The sequence below is a fragment of the uncultured Ruminococcus sp. genome (assembly GCF_946415235.1).
GTDB lineage: Bacteria > Bacillota > Clostridia > Oscillospirales > Ruminococcaceae > Ruminococcus.
This window is the reverse complement of record NZ_CAMKRR010000061.1, coordinates 1-16,495: the sequence shown is the minus strand read 5'-3', so window position 1 is coordinate 16,495 and position 16,495 is coordinate 1. Positions and strand designations below refer to the sequence as shown.

At 46.7% G+C, this 16,495-nt stretch carries 15 protein-coding genes and 1 pseudogene; 12 read left to right on the top strand and 4 right to left on the bottom strand.

The window, feature by feature from the left end; translation table 11 throughout:
• Nucleotides 1-311 precede the first annotated feature (311 nt).
• Nucleotides 312-878: pseudogene (locus Q0R37_RS10785) on the top strand (glycoside hydrolase family 16 protein); the annotation flags it as partial.
• Between the two features lie 160 nt (nucleotides 879-1,038).
• Here Q0R37_RS10785 and Q0R37_RS10780 read toward each other — a convergent pair.
• Entirely contained in the window at nucleotides 1,039-1,905 is an 867-nt protein-coding gene (locus Q0R37_RS10780; protein ID WP_294754346.1) for an AraC family transcriptional regulator, read from the bottom strand.
• Nucleotides 1,906-2,172: 267 nt separating this feature from the next.
• On the opposite strand from Q0R37_RS10780, the gene Q0R37_RS10775 reads away from it, so the two are divergent.
• From Q0R37_RS10775 to upp, 11 genes are all read left to right on the top strand, one after another.
• Entirely contained in the window at nucleotides 2,173-3,063 is an 891-nt protein-coding gene (locus Q0R37_RS10775) for a hypothetical protein (RefSeq protein WP_294754344.1), read from the top strand.
• A 16-nt stretch (nucleotides 3,064-3,079) separates the two neighbouring features.
• On the top strand, nucleotides 3,080-5,158 hold the full coding sequence (locus tag Q0R37_RS10770) for a glycoside hydrolase family 3 C-terminal domain-containing protein (protein WP_294754343.1): 2,079 nt from the start codon (nucleotides 3,080-3,082) through the stop codon (nucleotides 5,156-5,158).
• Between the two features lie 18 nt (nucleotides 5,159-5,176).
• Complete coding sequence (xylA, locus tag Q0R37_RS10765; protein WP_294754341.1) at nucleotides 5,177-6,490, top strand: xylose isomerase; 1,314 nt, start codon at nucleotides 5,177-5,179, stop codon at nucleotides 6,488-6,490.
• 55 nt (nucleotides 6,491-6,545) lie between these two features.
• On the top strand, nucleotides 6,546-8,036 hold the full coding sequence (locus tag Q0R37_RS10760) for an extracellular solute-binding protein (protein ID WP_294754338.1): 1,491 nt from the start codon (nucleotides 6,546-6,548) through the stop codon (nucleotides 8,034-8,036).
• Nucleotides 8,037-8,108: 72 nt separating this feature from the next.
• A complete protein-coding gene (locus Q0R37_RS10755) occupies nucleotides 8,109-9,101 on the top strand; it encodes a sugar ABC transporter permease (protein WP_294754337.1) in 993 nt (330 codons plus the stop codon).
• Complete coding sequence (locus tag Q0R37_RS10750) at nucleotides 9,089-9,940, top strand: carbohydrate ABC transporter permease (RefSeq protein WP_294754335.1); 852 nt, start codon at nucleotides 9,089-9,091, stop codon at nucleotides 9,938-9,940. Before Q0R37_RS10755 ends, Q0R37_RS10750 begins: the two co-directional genes overlap by 13 nt.
• 166 nt (nucleotides 9,941-10,106) lie before the next feature.
• Nucleotides 10,107-11,780, top strand: coding sequence for a formate--tetrahydrofolate ligase (locus tag Q0R37_RS10745; RefSeq protein WP_294754333.1), 1,674 nt, complete (start codon nucleotides 10,107-10,109; stop codon nucleotides 11,778-11,780).
• Between the two features lie 6 nt (nucleotides 11,781-11,786).
• The gene (gene tsaE / locus Q0R37_RS10740) at nucleotides 11,787-12,227 is read left to right on the top strand and encodes a tRNA (adenosine(37)-N6)-threonylcarbamoyltransferase complex ATPase subunit type 1 TsaE (protein ID WP_294754331.1); all 441 of its coding nucleotides are present in this window, start codon (nucleotides 11,787-11,789) and stop codon (nucleotides 12,225-12,227) included.
• Complete coding sequence (gene tsaB / locus Q0R37_RS10735; protein ID WP_294754329.1) at nucleotides 12,208-12,891, top strand: tRNA (adenosine(37)-N6)-threonylcarbamoyltransferase complex dimerization subunit type 1 TsaB; 684 nt, start codon at nucleotides 12,208-12,210, stop codon at nucleotides 12,889-12,891. Before tsaE ends, tsaB begins: the two co-directional genes overlap by 20 nt.
• Before the next feature lie 19 nt (nucleotides 12,892-12,910).
• Nucleotides 12,911-13,348 (top strand): ribose 5-phosphate isomerase B, encoded by a 438-nt coding sequence (gene rpiB, locus Q0R37_RS10730; protein ID WP_294754327.1) that lies wholly within the window; start codon nucleotides 12,911-12,913, stop codon nucleotides 13,346-13,348.
• A 16-nt stretch (nucleotides 13,349-13,364) separates the two neighbouring features.
• A complete protein-coding gene (gene upp / locus Q0R37_RS10725) occupies nucleotides 13,365-13,994 on the top strand; it encodes a uracil phosphoribosyltransferase (protein ID WP_294754324.1) in 630 nt (209 codons plus the stop codon).
• A 32-nt stretch (nucleotides 13,995-14,026) separates the two neighbouring features.
• Here upp and Q0R37_RS10720 read toward each other — a convergent pair whose 3' ends face one another.
• The 3 genes from Q0R37_RS10720 to Q0R37_RS10710 are packed head-to-tail and all read right to left on the bottom strand — an operon-like array spanning nucleotide 14,027 to nucleotide 16,364.
• The gene (locus tag Q0R37_RS10720) at nucleotides 14,027-15,007 is read right to left on the bottom strand and encodes a Gfo/Idh/MocA family oxidoreductase (protein WP_294754322.1); all 981 of its coding nucleotides are present in this window, start codon (nucleotides 15,005-15,007) and stop codon (nucleotides 14,027-14,029) included.
• An 18-nt stretch (nucleotides 15,008-15,025) separates the two neighbouring features.
• Nucleotides 15,026-15,502 carry an LURP-one-related family protein gene (locus Q0R37_RS10715; RefSeq protein ID WP_294754320.1) on the bottom strand — a complete coding sequence of 159 codons (477 nt, stop codon included), beginning with the start codon at nucleotides 15,500-15,502 and terminating at the stop codon, nucleotides 15,026-15,028.
• A 52-nt stretch (nucleotides 15,503-15,554) separates the two neighbouring features.
• Complete coding sequence (locus Q0R37_RS10710) at nucleotides 15,555-16,364, bottom strand: RNA methyltransferase (protein ID WP_294754318.1); 810 nt, start codon at nucleotides 16,362-16,364, stop codon at nucleotides 15,555-15,557.
• Nucleotides 16,365-16,495 lie beyond the last annotated feature (131 nt).

Below are 16,495 nucleotides of genomic sequence, written 5' to 3'. Positions count from 1 at the left end.
TGAACACATGGCCCGGCAGAGGCGTTGACGGCTGGCTCAACCACTACAACGGAAATACTCCTCTTACAGCTCGCTATCAGTGGGTAACATACAAGCAGAGCGGTTCATCTAACAATAACAACAATAATAATAACAATCAGTGGCAGAATCCTTGGGAACAAGGAAACAACAACAATCAGAATAACAATAATAATAACAATCAGCAGTCCAATAAGACAGCTTCGGGTCTGACTGATTACGGTACAGCCATGAATACATCAGCTACAATGGCTGACGATTTCAGAAAGGGCTCATCACGCTACTTTATCGCTTCTGACGGCTGGGAGAACGGCGATCCCTTCGACTGCGGCTGGTATAAGTCACAGACAGCCTTCAAGGACGGAGCTCTTACCCTCAGCATCGACAAGGACTACTCGGGCAAGTACAACTACGCAGGCGCCGAGTACAGGACAAATGATTTCTACGGCTTCGGTTACTACGAAACATCAATGCAGGCGATAAAGAATGACGGCGTTGTATCATCGTTCTTCACCTATACAGGTCCTTCCGACAACAATCCGTGGGACGAGATAGATATCGAAATCCTTGGAAAGGATACCACAAAGGTGCAGTTCAACTACTACACCAACGGTCAGGGCAATCACGAGTTTATGTACAATCTCGGATTTGATGCTTCGCAGGGATACCACACATACGGCTTCGACTGGCAGCGTGACCACATAACATGGTATGTAGACGGAAAGGCTGTATACACAGCTAACCAGAACATTCCCCAGACACCCGGCAAGATCATGATGAACACGTGGCCCGGACGCGGAGTTGACGAATGGCTCAACCACTATAATGGAAAAACTCCGCTTACAGCACGTTATCAGTGGGCTACATATAATAAACAATGATCAATAAGCATTTTGCTTGTTTGATAACATCCTTCCATTATACATAACCAAGGGGCGATACATTAAGTATCGCCCCTTGGCTTTACGTAAAAAGCCCGCTGAAGCGCCTTAGCTTCAGCGGGCTTATCAATTTTTGCCCTTATGTATGATCGGATATCTTGTAAAGGGTCTTGAATTCTGTTGGAGTGCAGTTCTTAGCCTTTTTGAATGCACGGTTGAAGGTGGTAAGGCTTGCAAAGCCTGCGCGCATAGCCACTTCCGTTACGGAAAGGTTAGGGTCTATGAGCAGCCGCTCCGCTGCTTTTATACGTTTGCTGTTTATATATTGTATATAGGAAACGTTGTTGTATTTCTTGAACAGACGTGAGAAGTGATACTTGCTGTAGCCCGCGATATAGGCGATCTTTTCCAGCGGTATCTCTTCCATGTAGTTCTGATTGATATACTTCATTACCATTCCGAACTTTTTTGTATCGTCGCGGCCCGTTACCTCGCTGGAGAAAGCGTCCGCAGCGATAGTCAGCTGATATTCTCTCACAGCCGCGAGGATATTCACGAGGGAGAGATATATCCTTACGTCGGCAAGAGCGGATTTTGAGTAGTACTCCGAATAGATATCCAGGATATTCTTTCTTGAGAGCACGTAAAGCTCCTTGCTCAGTGAGGGGGTTATGTGGAATGGACTTGAGAAAACGGGTATAAGTGCTTCAAGTGCCGGAACGTCACTTATAATACTGTTTTCACACTGAAAAATTATCCTTCGCCCTTCCTGAGCAGGCATTGAATGAAGTTCACCGGGCGGGATTATTATTATCTCTTTTTCGTTCAGATGATAATTTGTCCCGCCGATAGTCACTGTGAAGCCATTGTGAAGAGGGATTATGACTTCAACGGCGTTATGCCAGTGAGTAGGATATTCTTCAACTTCATCGTTGTCATAAAGCAGGACGAAGCGTTGATTTTCGTACTCGACTGTCTCATAATCGCCTGACAGATTCTTGATCATGACTGACCTCCTTAATAAATAGTAATCAAAAATAATGCTGAAAGGTACATATTTGTCCGTACAATCGGTATGCATTTTATATGCAAACCTCGATTTTTCAGCTATATTATACACTATAATCATACCATTTGTAAAGTAGGTTGGGTAAAAAACTGAAAATGTTAGCAATTCATGAGCAAAAACTATTAAAAAAGTCGCAATATTTGATTAGTATTAATTGCTTAAGTGTATTATAATATTTACAGAGTAAATGAAAGGTGATAAACGATGTCTATTAACTGCAAAGAATTCGATTATAAAAATTACGGAAAGTGTGTCTGTCTTGATAACGGTACAATAAAGCTTATCGCCACTACTGATGTAGGTCCGCGAATAGTTTTCTTCGGACCGTCGGACGGCACTAATATGCTTTTTGAGGACATCGACAGGAATTTTTACGAGATGAACAACGGCTACGGCGTGTGGTATGCATACGGCGGACACCGTATGTGGCTTGCCCCGGAGGTAATGCCCGAGACCTATCTCCCCGATAATGTAAAGATCGAGTCGTTTTTTGACAACGGAGTGCTTACGCTCAGACCTGCAATGACAAAATTTGATAAGCAGTTTGAGATCACAGTGACAATGGGCGAGTGCAGTTCCGTGGTAATAGACAACAAGATCACCAATTGCTCTGACAAACCTGCTGAATTTGCTCCATGGTCGGTCACCGGACTGGCTGCGGGCGGTATTGAAGTGATCCCGCTCTGTAAGGACGATAACGGCTTCCTGCCCAATAGGACCATGTCGCTCTGGAGCTATTCCGACATAAAAGACGAACGATTTGAACTCAACAACGGATATGCTGTGCTTAAGCAGGATCCGAAGAAAAAGCAGCCTTTCAAAGCAGGATTCAACGTAACAGGAAAACAGATAATCTACGTAAAAGATCAGCAGGTAATGAAGGTCACGTTCGATGACTATAAGAAAATTGAATATCCTGATTTCTGCTGCAATTTTGAAACGTACACAAATGATCTTTTCCTTGAATGCGAGATACTCGGCGAGCTGAGGACCTATCAGCCGGGCGAGACTGCTTATGTAAGGGAAGTATGGGAGATATCAGGACATAAGGATTCTCCTGAAAAATTTATTGAAGATTTTGTAAGCAAATTATAATGAAAGGAGAATGCTTGTGGAAAAGTATATGAATGAAGCATTATCCGCACTTGAAAGAGCCGAGGACATCACGGACAGGCTTTCGGTCGAAGAACAGGCTGAACAGCTCAAGTATGATGCACCCAAGGTCGATAGGCTGGGGATACCTGCTTACAATTGGTGGAGCGAAGGACTCCACGGAGTTGCAAGAGCCGGAACAGCAACCATGTTCCCGCAGACAATTGGTCTTGCAGCAATGTTTGATGAGGAGGCAGTGCATAAGGCGGGAGAGATAACTTCTGTTGAGGCACGTGCCAAGTATAACGAGTATTCAGCACACGGTGACCGCGATATCTATAAGGGACTTACCCTCTGGTCGCCGAATGTTAATATATTCAGAGATCCGAGATGGGGAAGAGGTCAGGAGACCTACGGTGAGGATCCGTTCCTTACCTCCAGACTCGGTGTTGCTTATGCCAAGGGACTTCAGGGTGACGGCAAGGTGCTCAGAACAGCTGCCTGTGCAAAGCATTTTGCAGTCCACAGCGGACCTGAAGCAACAAGACACGAATTTGACGCAAAGTGCGGCATGAAGGACATGACCGAGACCTATACAGCTGCCTTCGAGGCTCTTATAAAGGAAGCCAAGGTAGAGAGTGTAATGGGCGCTTACAACCGTGTAAACGGCGAACCCGCCTGTGCAAGCAGCTTCCTTATGGGCAAGCTCAAGGAATGGGGCTTCGACGGCCATTTTGTTTCGGACTGCTGGGCGCTCAGAGATTTCCACACTAATCACGGTGTAACAAAGACCGCTCCCGAGTCGGCAGCCATGGCTCTCAAGGCAGGCTGTGACCTCAACTGCGGAAATACATATCTTCACCTTCTTATTGCATATAATGAAGGACTCATCACAAAGGAGGATCTCAGAAGATCCTGCGTAAAGCTGATGAGAACAAGGGTAAGGCTTGGTATGTTTGACAAGTCCACGGAATACGACGGACTTAACTACGATATCGTAGCCTGCGACGAGCACAAGGCGTTCTCACTGAAATGTTCGGAGAGATCCATGGTGCTCCTTAAGAATAACGGTATTTTGCCTCTTGCAGAGGGAAAATATAAAACTATCGGAGTTATCGGACCGAATGCAGACAGCGTTCCCGCGCTTGAGGGCAACTACAACGGCAAGGCTGACGAATATGTGACCTTCCTCAGAGGAATACGTGAAGCATTCGACGGCAGAGTCATCTACTCCGAGGGATGTCATCTCTATAAGGACAGATGTATGCAGCTCGGTCTCCCCGACGACAGGCTCGCCGAGGCAGAAATCATTGCAGAGCATTCCGACCTTGTAGTGCTTGTTGTTGGTCTCGACGCTACCATTGAGGGCGAAGAGGGCGATACAGGAAACGAATTTTCGTCAGGCGACAAGAACGACCTGAGACTTCCCGAGTCGCAGAGAAAGCTTGTAAAGACAGTAATGTCAAAGGGCAAGCCGGTCATCATCGTTACTGCCGCAGGCAGTGCTATAAATGTGGAGGCTGACTGCGACGCACTTATCCACGCTTGGTATCCGGGACAGCTCGGCGGAAGAGCCCTTGCGAATATCCTTTTCGGCAAGGTATCTCCTTCGGGAAAGCTCCCTGTTACATTCTATGAGGACGCTTCAAAGCTGCCTGATTTCTCGGACTACAGCATGAAGGGCCGTACATACAGATATGCGAAGGGCAATATTCTTTATCCCTTTGGCTTCGGACTGACCTACTCGGAGACAGAATGCTCCGATCTTAAGTTTGAAAACGGCGTTGTTTCCGTAAAGGTTACAAATACAGGCAGCCGTGCAACAGAGGACGTAGTTCAGTTCTATATTAAAGGTTATTCGGAGAACGCAGTTCCCAACCACAGCCTCTGCGGCTTCAAGAGAGTCGCACTTGACGCGGGCGAGAGTCAGGTCGTACAGATCACTCTTCCCGAAAGGTCTACAATGGCAGTCAATGAAAAGGGCGAATGGGTAAAGGAAGGCAGTGAGTTCACCCTCTACGCAGGAACTTCACAGCCCGACGAGCTCAGCGAAAAGCTGACCGGTAAGAAATGCACAACTCTGAAAATAAATTTATAACACATAATGGAGGATAAAATGGAATTTTTCAGCAACATCGGAAAAATCGAGTATAAGGGCAAGGATAGTACTGATCCTCTTTCATTCAAGTACTACAACCCGGATGAAATGATCAACGGCAAGAAGATGCGCGATCACCTTAAGTTCGCACTTTCATGGTGGCACACAATGGGCGGCGACGGAACAGATATGTTCGGCTGCGGAACAACAGACAAGTCATGGGGACAGAGCGATCCCGCTGCAAGAGCTAAGGCTAAGGTAGACGCTGCTGCTGAGATCATGGATAAGCTCTCAATTGATTACTACTGCTTCCACGACCGTGATCTTTCACCTGAGTACGGCAATCTCAAGGAAACAAACGCTCAGCTCGATATCGTAACAGATTATATGAAGACAGCAATGGGCGACAAGAAGTGTCTCTGGGGTACAGCAAAGTGCTTCGATCATCCCAGATTCATGCACGGTGCAGGCACATCACCTTCTGCTGATGTATTTGCATTCTCTGCTGCACAGATCAAGAAGGCTCTCGAGTCTACAGTAAAGCTCGGCGGTAACGGATACGTATTCTGGGGCGGCCGTGAGGGTTACGAGACTCTCCTCAATACAAACATGGGTCTTGAGCTCGACAATATGGCTCGTCTTATGAAGATGGCTGTTGAGTACGGACGTTCGATCGGTTTCAAGGGCGACTTCTACATCGAGCCCAAGCCAAAGGAGCCTACTAAGCACCAGTACGACTTCGATACTGCTACAGTTCTCGGTTTCCTGAGAAAGTACGGTCTCGACAAGGACTTCAAAATGAACATCGAAGCTAACCACGCTACACTTGCTCAGCACACATTCCAGCATGAGCTCCGTGTTGCAAGAGACAATGGTGTATTCGGTTCGATCGACGCTAACCAGGGCGATATGCTCCTCGGATGGGATACAGATCAGTTCCCGACAAATATTTATGACACAACAATGTGTATGTACGAAGTTATCAAGGCAGGCGGCTTCACAAACGGCGGTCTCAACTTTGACGCTAAGGCTCGCAGAGGCAGCTTTACTCCCGAGGATATCTTCTACAGCTATATCGCAGGTATGGATGCATTTGCACTCGGCTTCAGAGCAGCTCTCAAGCTCATCGACGACGGCCGTATTGACAAGTTCGTTGCTGACAGATATGCTTCATGGAACACAGGCATCGGTGCAGATATCATCGCAGGCAAGGCAGACTTTGCATCTCTTGAAAAGTATGCTCTTGAAAAGGGCGAAGTTACTGCTTCACTCTCAAGCGGCAGACAGGAAATGCTCGAGTCTATCGTAAACAACGTTCTTTTCAGCCTTTGATCCAAAGGCTGATTGGAAATAAATCAATTCTATTTTTCAAATGGAGGTCAAGAATATGAAAAAAGTATTATCGGTCATTTCAGCACTTGCAATCCTCACATCTTTCACCGCTTGCGGCGGCAATACAAGCGATCAGAAGGACGACACAAGCAGCAAGACAACTACTGCTGCTAAGGACGATAACAGCGCTGAAGCAACAACAGCTGCCAAGGAAGACAAAGGCGACGGCAAGAAGGAGACAATCAATGTTTGGTCTTTCACTAAGGAAGTTCCCGGCATGGTTGACAAGTTCCTCGAGCTCAACCCTGATTTCGCAGCTAAGTACGAGATCAATGTAACAAACATTCCTACAACAAACAACGAGTATACACCTGCTCTTGATAAGGCTCTTCAGGCCGGCGGCAAGGACGCTCCTGACCTTTACTGTGCAGAGGCTGCATTCGTTCTTAAGTATACACAGGGCGATATGTCCAACTATGCTGCTCCTTACAAGGATCTCGGAATCGACGTTGACGCTGAGATCGACGCAGCTAAGATCGCTCCTTACTCAGTAGAGATCGGTACTAACCCCAGCGGCGACGTAGTTGGTCTTGGTTACCAGGCTACAGGCGGTGCTTTCATCTACAGACGTTCTATTGCTAAGGATGCATTCGGTTCAGACGAGCCCAGCAAGGTAGAGGAAGCAATCGGTGCAGGTTCAGGCAACTGGGATAAGTTCTTTGAGGCTGCTGAGACTCTTAAGGGCAAGGGCTACGCTATCATCTCAGGTGACGGTGACCTCTGGCACGCTGTTGAGAACAGCTCTGACAAGGGCTGGATCGTTGACGACAAGCTCCACATTGATCCTAAGCGTGAAGCTTTCATCGACCTTTCTAAGAAGCTCAAGGACAACGGCTATATGAACAGCACAACAGACTGGGGCGATGCTTGGTTTGCTGATATGAGAGACGAGGGAGAGAAGGGCGTTCTCGGTTACTTCGGTCCTGCTTGGCTCATCAACTACACAATCGGCCAGAACTGTGGTTCTTGGAAGGAAACAGGCGAGAAGGACGAAAACGGCGAGGCTATCAAGGAACTCGATACTTCTATCGGTACTTGGGGCGACTGGGCTGTTTGTACACCTCCTGTAGGCTTCTTCTGGGGCGGTACATGGCTCCTCTGCAATAAGGACAGCGACAAGAAGGAAGCTGTTGGACAGATCATTGACTGGGTAACACTCAACTGCACAAAGGATGGTCTCCAGTACATGTGGGCTAACGGTACATATGATCCTAAGAACCCAACTAAGGACTGCGTAGCTTCAGAGACAGTTCTCAATATGTCTGACGGAACACTCGACTTCCTCGGCGGACAGGATATGAACGAAGTATTCATAAAGGGTAACGCTTACGCAAACGGTAAGAACCTTACACCTTACGATGAGCACATCAACAAGGCATGGCGTGATCAGGTTACTCAGTACACAGAGGGTAACAAGTCAAGAGAAGACGCTATCAAGGACTTCAAGCTCAACGTAGAGGAAACTCTCGACTTTGAGGCAGAATAATCATAAGTCAGTTTGCTGTACCGCAGATAATGCGGTACAGCAATCTTCAAAAAATAAAGGAGGCTCACGGCTTTGAAAACGAAGCTCAAGGGTATTAGTTATTCGAAATACGGATATCTATTCAGTATTCCTTTTGTTGTTGCTTTTTTGATTTTTACGCTGTATCCTACTATTTATACAGCTATCCTCGGCTTTACCGACTGTAAGGGTATCAACGGCCCCGAGAATTATCATTTCCTGGAGCACCCGTTTGAGAACTTCCAGAAGGTATTAAGTATGGAAACCTTTAAAACCTCTCTTAAAAACACAATAGTTATCTGGATAATCAACTTTATCCCGCAGATAACATTGGCACTTCTCCTTACTGCATGGTTCACATCGCACAGCAATGAGATTAAAGGTAAGGGTTTCTTTAAGGTCGTTTTCTATATGCCGAACATTATCACAGCTGCAACAGTTGCGATCTTATTCAATGCGCTTTTTGCATATCCGAGAGGACCTGTCAATGATTTCCTTATAAGTACCGGTCTCAGAGATACAGGCTATAATTTTATCGCGAATAAAATGCCGTCCAAGCTGATAGTTGCATTTATTCAGTTCTGGACATGGTACGGAAATACAATGATAGTTCTTATATCAGGTGTTCTTGGTATTAGCCCGGATATTTATGAAGCTGCACAGATCGACGGTGCAAATGGTGTTCAGACCTTCTTCCGTATTACTATACCTAATCTTAAAACAGTTTTACTGTATACACTCGTTACCAGCCTTGTCGGCGGTCTTAATATGTATGATATTCCAAAGTGCTTCAACGACGGCGGACCTGATAATGCAACACTTACGGCAAGTGTGTTCATATTCAAGCAAGCCTTCTCGGGCAAATGGATCTATAACAGAGCAGCCGCTGCAAGTATGATCATGTGGGTAATCATAGCATTGTGTTCAGCAGTATTGTTCTTCATAATGCGTGATAAGGAACAGATCAAGCTTGATAAGGAAATAAAGAAGGCAAAGAAGGAAGCTATGAGAGCTTCCAAGGGAGGATTAGATCAATGGCAGTTGTAAAAAAGAGTGCAGGCAGCTATACATTTAAAATAGTTGCATATGCAGTATGTATACTTCTTACTGTTTTAAGTATCTTTCCTTTCATAATCATGCTCGTAAACGCAACAAGAAGCTCAGCTCAGATACAGCAGCACGCTCTCTCACTTATCCCGGGACATAATCTTAAAATGAACTGGAGCTACTTTGCAAGTCAGTCATTCAATCCTTTCACAGGTTTCAAAAACTCGATCATAGTTGCTTGCTGTGCAACTCTTTGTACGGTTTATTTCTCAACAATGACTGCATTTGCTCTCGTTGCTTATGAATGGAAACTCAGAAAGCCATTCTTCACATTTATCATGGCTGTACTTATGATCCCTGCACAGGTATCAAGTATCGGTTTCTATAACATGATGTATAAGTGGCACTGGACCAACTCACTTTTACCGCTTATTCTCCCTGCCATCGCTGCTCCGACAGTAGTATTCTTTATGAGGCAGTATATGATACCGTCACTTCCTATGGAGATCCTCCAGTCGGCAAGAATAGACGGTGCAGGCGAATTCAGGATCTTCAATCAGATCGTTTTACCGATGATGAAGCCTGCTATGGCTACACAGGCGATATTCTCCTTCGTAACAAGCTGGAACTCCCTGTTCATGCCATCAATCCTCAATACCAAGACTGAGAAGTTCACTATGCCTCAGATGGTAGCATTGCTTAACGGTGACTCCTATAAAACAGAGTATGGTACTGTTTACTTAGGACTTTTCCTGACAGTTCTGCCTATCCTCGTTGCATACTTCTTCCTTTCAAAGTATATCATCGAAGGCGTTGCACTTGGCGGTGTAAAGGGTTAATTAAATTCAGAAGTTATCACATTTTCTTTCTTAAATCATTGAAGGCTGCACTGAAAACGTGCAGCCTTCTTTGTTGTATACGTATCATTATTTTGCTTCAGAACTTGCAATTATCTGAAAAACGTGGTATAATATTCTTATTAATACTGACACGGAGGACCTTGATATGTTATCAGATATCGAAATCGCTCAGAGCGCCGATATGAAGCGCATTAACGAGATTGCAGCAGGTCTCGGCATCGACGAAGAGGACATCGAACCATACGGACATTATAAAGCAAAGCTTTCGGAAGCTCTTTTCTCAAAGCTTGCCGATAAAGAAAACGGCAGACTCATACTTGTTACCGCTATAAATCCGACACCCGCAGGTGAGGGCAAGACGACCATAAGTGTAGGGCTTTCGGACGCACTCCGCAGAATAGGCAAAAAATCAGTGCTTGCACTTCGCGAACCGTCTCTCGGACCTGTTTTCGGCATGAAGGGCGGAGCTGCCGGCGGCGGTTACGCACAGGTAGTGCCCATGGAGGATATAAACCTCCACTTTACGGGTGATATGCACGCTATCACAGCCGCAAACAATCTTCTCTGTGCAATGATCGACAATCATCTTCAGCAGGGAAACGAGCTTAAAATAGACCAGCGCAGGATATTATTCAAGCGCTGCATGGATATGAACGACCGTGCACTCAGAAATATCCTTATTGGACTTGGCGGTAAAGCCAACGGCGTACCCCGTGAGGACGGCTTCAATATAACCGTTGCTTCCGAGGTAATGGCTATACTCTGCCTCGCATCGGATATATCCGACCTTAAGGAAAGGCTCGGCAATATCCTTGTGGCTTACAATCTCAGCGGCGAGCCCGTATACGCAAGGGAGCTCGGCTGCACAGGTGCAATGACAGCACTTCTCAAGGATGCTCTCAAGCCCAATCTTGTTCAGACTCTTGAGAATACACCCGCATTCATTCACGGCGGTCCATTTGCCAATATCGCACACGGCTGCAACTCCATGCGCGCAACAAAGCTTGCACTTAAGCTTGGCGACTATGTAGTTACCGAGGCAGGCTTCGGCTCTGATCTCGGAGCTGAAAAGTTCCTCGATATCAAGTGCCGTGTGGGAGGACTTGCGCCATCATGCGTAGTACTTGTCGCAACAATAAAGGCTCTCAAGTACAACGGCGGAGTACAGAAGCAGGACCTTGCAAAGGAAAATATGTGGGCTCTTGAAAAGGGCATCGAGAACCTGAGAACTCACATTGAAAATATGCATAAGTACCATGTTCCTGTAGTTGTTGCTATCAACAGATTTGCAACAGATACTGACGAAGAGGTAAAATTTGTTGAGAACTTCTGCTCTGAAATGGGCGTTGAGGTATCTATGTGCGAAGTATTCGCAAAGGGCGGCGAAGGCGGAACAGACCTTGCAAAGAAGGTATGCGAGACCATCGACCTCTGCGGAGAAAACAAATTCAAGCCCCTTTATGATACTCATGCTACCATAAAGGATAAGGTCGAGAAGATAGCAAAGGAGATATACCGTGCCGAGGGCGTGACCTTCACAGCTCAGGCAGAAAAGGCTATCAAGGAGATCGAAAATATCGGCTTCTGGGATCTTCCGATATGCGTTGCAAAGACACAGTATTCGCTTTCGGATAATCCGAGCCTTCTCGGAAAGCCGAAGAATTTCAAGATAACGGTACGCGATGCAAGACTTTCGGCAGGCGCAGGCTTCGTGGTAATATACACAGGCGATATCCTCACAATGCCGGGACTTCCCAAAGCTCCTGCGGCTCTCAATATCGACTGCGACGGAAACGGCAATATCACGGGACTGTTCTGATAAGATATGAAGATAATAACTCATTCTCCTATGGAGACCATAAAAGCTGCCGAAAAGCTCGGCGGACTTCTCAGGGCAGGGGATATGATCGCCTATAAGGGCGGTCTCGGCGCGGGAAAGACGACATTTACACGGGGCATCGCCATAGGCATGGGGCTGGGCGACAGCGTTACCTCGCCTACATTTGCCCTTGTAAACGAGTACCGCGGTGAAAATATAACTCTTTATCACTTTGATATGTACCGTATAGATTCCGAGGAGGACCTCGAATCCACAGGCTTTTACGACTATCCCTTCGAGGATAATGTGGCGGCTGTGGAATGGTCGGAGAATATCACTGAATTTCTTCCCAAGGATACGATATTCGTGACTATCAACAGTGTGGGAGAAAATGACAGGGAAATAATAATCGAGGACGGTGGAAGATTTGCTGCTGCTTGGGATTGATACTTCGGGAAAGACAGCTTCCGCAGCTCTGTTTGATTCGGAAAACGAGCTTTTTCTTGCTCAGACGACCTTATATACACAGAAAACTCACTCACAGGTTATAATGCCCATAGTACAGGACATTATGGCACAGGCGGGAAAGGAGCTTTCTGAGCTCGGCGGCATAGCAGTTGCAAACGGTCCGGGGTCTTATACGGGACTACGTATCGGAGTTGCGGCCGTTAAGGCGCTCAGCTTCGGACTTGGCATCAAATGCTGCGGAGTATCCACACTTCTCGGACTTGCCTGTAATAACCTTTCCTATAAGGGACATATATGCGCCATAATGAAGGCAAGAGGAGAGCTCGTGTACACCTGTACCTACAAGAGCGACGGCTACTGTGTTGAACAGGTGACCGATGAGCAGATAATCTCACGTGACGAGCTTGCGGAGTTCCTCGCCTTCAATGTAAAGGAAGCGATGCTCTGCGGCGACGGAGCTGCCGACTTCTACAATGCATACAGTTCATCTGCATTTATCATAGCTCCCCCTCAGGGACGGCTGCAAAGTGCAGCAGGAGTATGTCTTGCAGGCATATCAAAAAAGCTTTCAGAGCCCGATCAGCTTGAAGTATCCTATTTACAGAAGGTCAAGGCTGAAAAGGACTTAGAGAATAAAAAGTAATAATATGGAGATGTTTAACATGATAGCAATAGGCTGTGACCACGCTGCTGTGGAAATGAAAAATACGGTCAGGGATTACCTCACCGAAAAGGGCTTTGAGATGAAAGACCTTGGCACTAACGGAGAGCCGTGCGATTATCCGGATATGGCAGAAAAGCTCTGCGCTGAGATAACCTCGGGCAATTGCGAAAAGGGCATACTTATCTGCGGAACAGGTATCGGTATGTCGATCGCTGCCAACAAGATAAAGGGTATCCGTGCAGCACTCTGCGCTGATTCATTTTCGACAAAGTATACACGCCTGCATAATGACGCAAACGTAATGTGCATGGGCGCAAGAACTCTCGGACAGGGACTTGCCTGTGAGCTTGCGGAGATATTCCTTACAACAGAATTTGAGGGCGGACGTCATCAGAGACGTATCGACCTTATATCAGCTATCGAAGCCAAAAACTGAAAGGGGCTGTTAAAATATGGCAGAGCTGCACATAATAGATCATCCGCTTGTACAGCACAAGATCTCACTTCTGAGAGACAAGAATACAGGTACAAAGGAGTTCCGCGAGCTTGTATCGGAAATAGCAATGTTCATCTGCTATGAGGCTACAAGAGACCTTCCGCTGAAGGAGATAGAGCTTGAAACTCCTCTTGCTGTAGCAAAAACGAAGATAATATCGGGAAGAAAGCTTGCTTTCATTCCGATACTCCGTGCAGGACTCGGCATGGTAGAGGGCGTAACGACTCTCGTACCTGCCGCAAAGATAGGACATATCGGACTGTTCCGCGATCCTGTCACAAAGGAGCCTGTAAAGTACTATGCAAAGATGCCTGATGATATCCATGAGCGTGACGCTATCATAGTTGATCCTATGCTGGCAACGGGTAATTCGGCAGTTGCAGCAATTACAGAGCTTAAGGATCTGGGCGTAAAGCACATCAAGTTCATGTGTATCATATGCTCACCCGAGGGTGTAAAGGCAGTACAGACTGCACATCCTGATGTAGAGATATACGCAGGCGTTATGGACGAGAAGCTCAACGAGGACAAGTATATCGTTCCCGGCGTAGGTGACGCAGGAGACCGTATCTTCGGTACGAAGTAATATCAAAAAAGGAGCACATAGTGCTCCTTTTTTCATTCGTTCGCTAACTTCATGCCCCACTGAGCGCGGCACTGGTCCATAAGCTCCATGACTGCGATGGTATCGCTGTGAGGAACGAGAGGACTTTCCTTAAGTCCCACATCAAGACAGCCGTGTACCTCTGCTATTTCGTACTCATAGCCGTTGATATCATCCTTACGCACAAAGCGCTCGGCCTCTTTTCCGCTGCGGTCATAGAGTATTCCCTCATGGGTGCAGTGGAACCAGTTGCCGAGTGTGATAAAGCCCTTTGTACCCGAAATTACGGCATTATTGCGGAGCTGTATCTCAAAACCGTTGTCCATAGATGAAAAAGCACCGTTCTTGTACCTGAAAATGATAGTATTGCTCATATCTATGCCGTACATCATATGAGCTGAGCTGATTATCTCATCGGGCATACCAAGCAGGTCATGAGTGAGAGTTATAGGATAAATACCAAGGTCAAGCAGGCAGCCGCCGCCGCAGTCGGCGCGGAAGAGCCTGTCGTTTGGGTCATAGGGGATAAAGTTGCTGAAATCAACCTTGATGTACTCAATATCGCCGATAAGTCCCGCAGCTATCCACTCCTTCATCTTTTTGTAGACGGGACGGCACTTCATCCACATGGCCTCCATGAAGAAGAGGTCCTTCTCCTTTGCAAAAGCAAGGAGCTTTTTTGTCTGAGCGGAATTGATGGTGAGAGACTTCTCACACAGCACATTCTTTCCGTTTTCAAGGCAGAGCCATGCATCGTCGAAATGTGAAGCCATGGGAGTAGCGATATATACTATCTCTGCATCGCTTTTTTCCGCAAATTCCCTGTAGCTGCCGTAGTATTCCGAGAAGCCGAACTCCTCTGCGAATTTTTTTGCCCTTTCGTCAGTTCTTGAAGCAACGGCGCAAAGCTCGGCTTTTTCGCTGTGTTTAAGCGCAGCTGCGAATGTATGGGCTATCTTGCCTGTACCGATAACGCCCCATTTGTATTTTTGCATAACGAAACTCCTTTCGCATCAGCTGTTCTGAGACTGGTCTATAACGCAGTCAATGGCTATTATCACAGCCAGAGCCATAACGATATCTCTGTCGTATGCGATGTCTATCTCATAGCTGTCGCCCCATGACATCCAGCGCTTGTGTATCGAAGCGATATACTGTCCGCCGCAGGATATGGAATAGTCGTGCTCAAAGAAATCTCCGTTAATCTGCCAGTCAATGCCTTCAATGTAATAGCGCGGTTTCAGGAGAGTGAACTCCTTTACTATATCGGCAGTATACTGTCCGCCGATATATACCGAAAATCTTGGCAGGAGCCTGAGCAGCCGCTGCTGTATGAACGCGACCTCGTTTTTCATATTGTCATAGATGTGCATTTTACGTCCGAGGGATATTATTTCTCCCACCGCAGTAAAAGCGACATTGCCCTGCTCGTCAAATATCTCCGAGCGCTGTCTGAATGTAAATACCTTTTGCTTAAAATAGAATTTCATATTGATTACCCCATATCATTATATATTCATACTCCGAAGAGCAATGACCGTATTATCTGCCCAGTTCCCAGAAAGCAACTGCGCTGGCTGCCGCTACGTTGAGCGAATCGACACCGTGAGACATTGGTATCTTTACGGTGTAGTCGCAGTCCGCAATAGTTTTTTCCGCAAGCCCCTCGCCCTCGGTACCGAGAACGACAGCAAGCTTTTCGATGCTTCTGAGCTCGGGAGCGTCGATACTTACCGACTCATTACTGAGAGCCATTGCAGCTGTCCTGAACCCCATATCGCGGAGCTGCTGCGGGTACCCGATGTTGTCTGCAAGGTATGTCCACGGTATCTGAAAGACCGTACCCATGCTTACTCTTGATGAGCGCCTGTACAGCGGATCGCAGCAGGCGGGAGTAAGGAGCACAGCGTCCATGTTAAGAGCTGCCGCCGAACGGAAAATAGCGCCTATATTGGTTGGATTTACAACATTTTCAAGGACCGCTATGCGCCGTGCGTTCTTGCACAGTTCTTCCGCAGGTGTGAGAGCTTTCCTTCTGAAAGCGCAGAGAGCACCGCGAATGAGCTTGAAGCCTGTGACCTCGGTTATATTGTCGAAATCCGCTATATATACGGGAACTTCACCGCATCGCGGAAGGAGCTCCTTCATCTGTCCGTCAATGTCCTTTTGCTCCATGAGTAGAGCGTATGGCTCGTAGCCTGTGTTGAGAGCCCGTTCAATGACCTTGGGACTTTCCGCTATGAACAGTCCCGGTTCGGGCTCAAAATAGTGGAGCAGCTGCGGCTCGGACAGCAGTGCGAATATTTGAAGCACATCGGTGCTGTTATTGTTTATCTCGATTATATTTGACATATTTTGCCTTTCTGTCTGTAGGGAACGGCGTTTTACAAGTTGAGAATTATGGACTGCTGAGGTAAATCAGAATTTATATCACAGAACCATCAGCAATGTTCCGGCTCCAATCAGGATACACCCTATCACTG

What these genes read in the sequence shown, in the direction of transcription:
- Q0R37_RS10780 (WP_294754346.1), bottom strand. Translation starts at nt 1,905, where the DNA reads ATGATCAAGAATCTGTCAGGCGATTATGAGACAGTCGAGTACGAAAAT.
- Q0R37_RS10775 (WP_294754344.1), top strand. Translation starts at nt 2,173, where the DNA reads ATGTCTATTAACTGCAAAGAATTCGATTATAAAAATTACGGAAAGTGT.
- xylA (WP_294754341.1), top strand. Translation starts at nt 5,177, where the DNA reads ATGGAATTTTTCAGCAACATCGGAAAAATCGAGTATAAGGGCAAGGAT.
- Q0R37_RS10760 (WP_294754338.1), top strand. Translation starts at nt 6,546, where the DNA reads ATGAAAAAAGTATTATCGGTCATTTCAGCACTTGCAATCCTCACATCT.
- Q0R37_RS10750 (WP_294754335.1), top strand. Translation starts at nt 9,089, where the DNA reads ATGGCAGTTGTAAAAAAGAGTGCAGGCAGCTATACATTTAAAATAGTT.
- Q0R37_RS10745 (WP_294754333.1), top strand. Translation starts at nt 10,107, where the DNA reads ATGTTATCAGATATCGAAATCGCTCAGAGCGCCGATATGAAGCGCATT.
- tsaE (WP_294754331.1), top strand. Translation starts at nt 11,787, where the DNA reads ATGAAGATAATAACTCATTCTCCTATGGAGACCATAAAAGCTGCCGAA.
- rpiB (WP_294754327.1), top strand. Translation starts at nt 12,911, where the DNA reads ATGATAGCAATAGGCTGTGACCACGCTGCTGTGGAAATGAAAAATACG.
- upp (WP_294754324.1), top strand. Translation starts at nt 13,365, where the DNA reads ATGGCAGAGCTGCACATAATAGATCATCCGCTTGTACAGCACAAGATC.
- Q0R37_RS10720 (WP_294754322.1), bottom strand. Translation starts at nt 15,007, where the DNA reads ATGCAAAAATACAAATGGGGCGTTATCGGTACAGGCAAGATAGCCCAT.
- Q0R37_RS10715 (WP_294754320.1), bottom strand. Translation starts at nt 15,502, where the DNA reads ATGAAATTCTATTTTAAGCAAAAGGTATTTACATTCAGACAGCGCTCG.
- Q0R37_RS10710 (WP_294754318.1), bottom strand. Translation starts at nt 16,364, where the DNA reads ATGTCAAATATAATCGAGATAAACAATAACAGCACCGATGTGCTTCAA.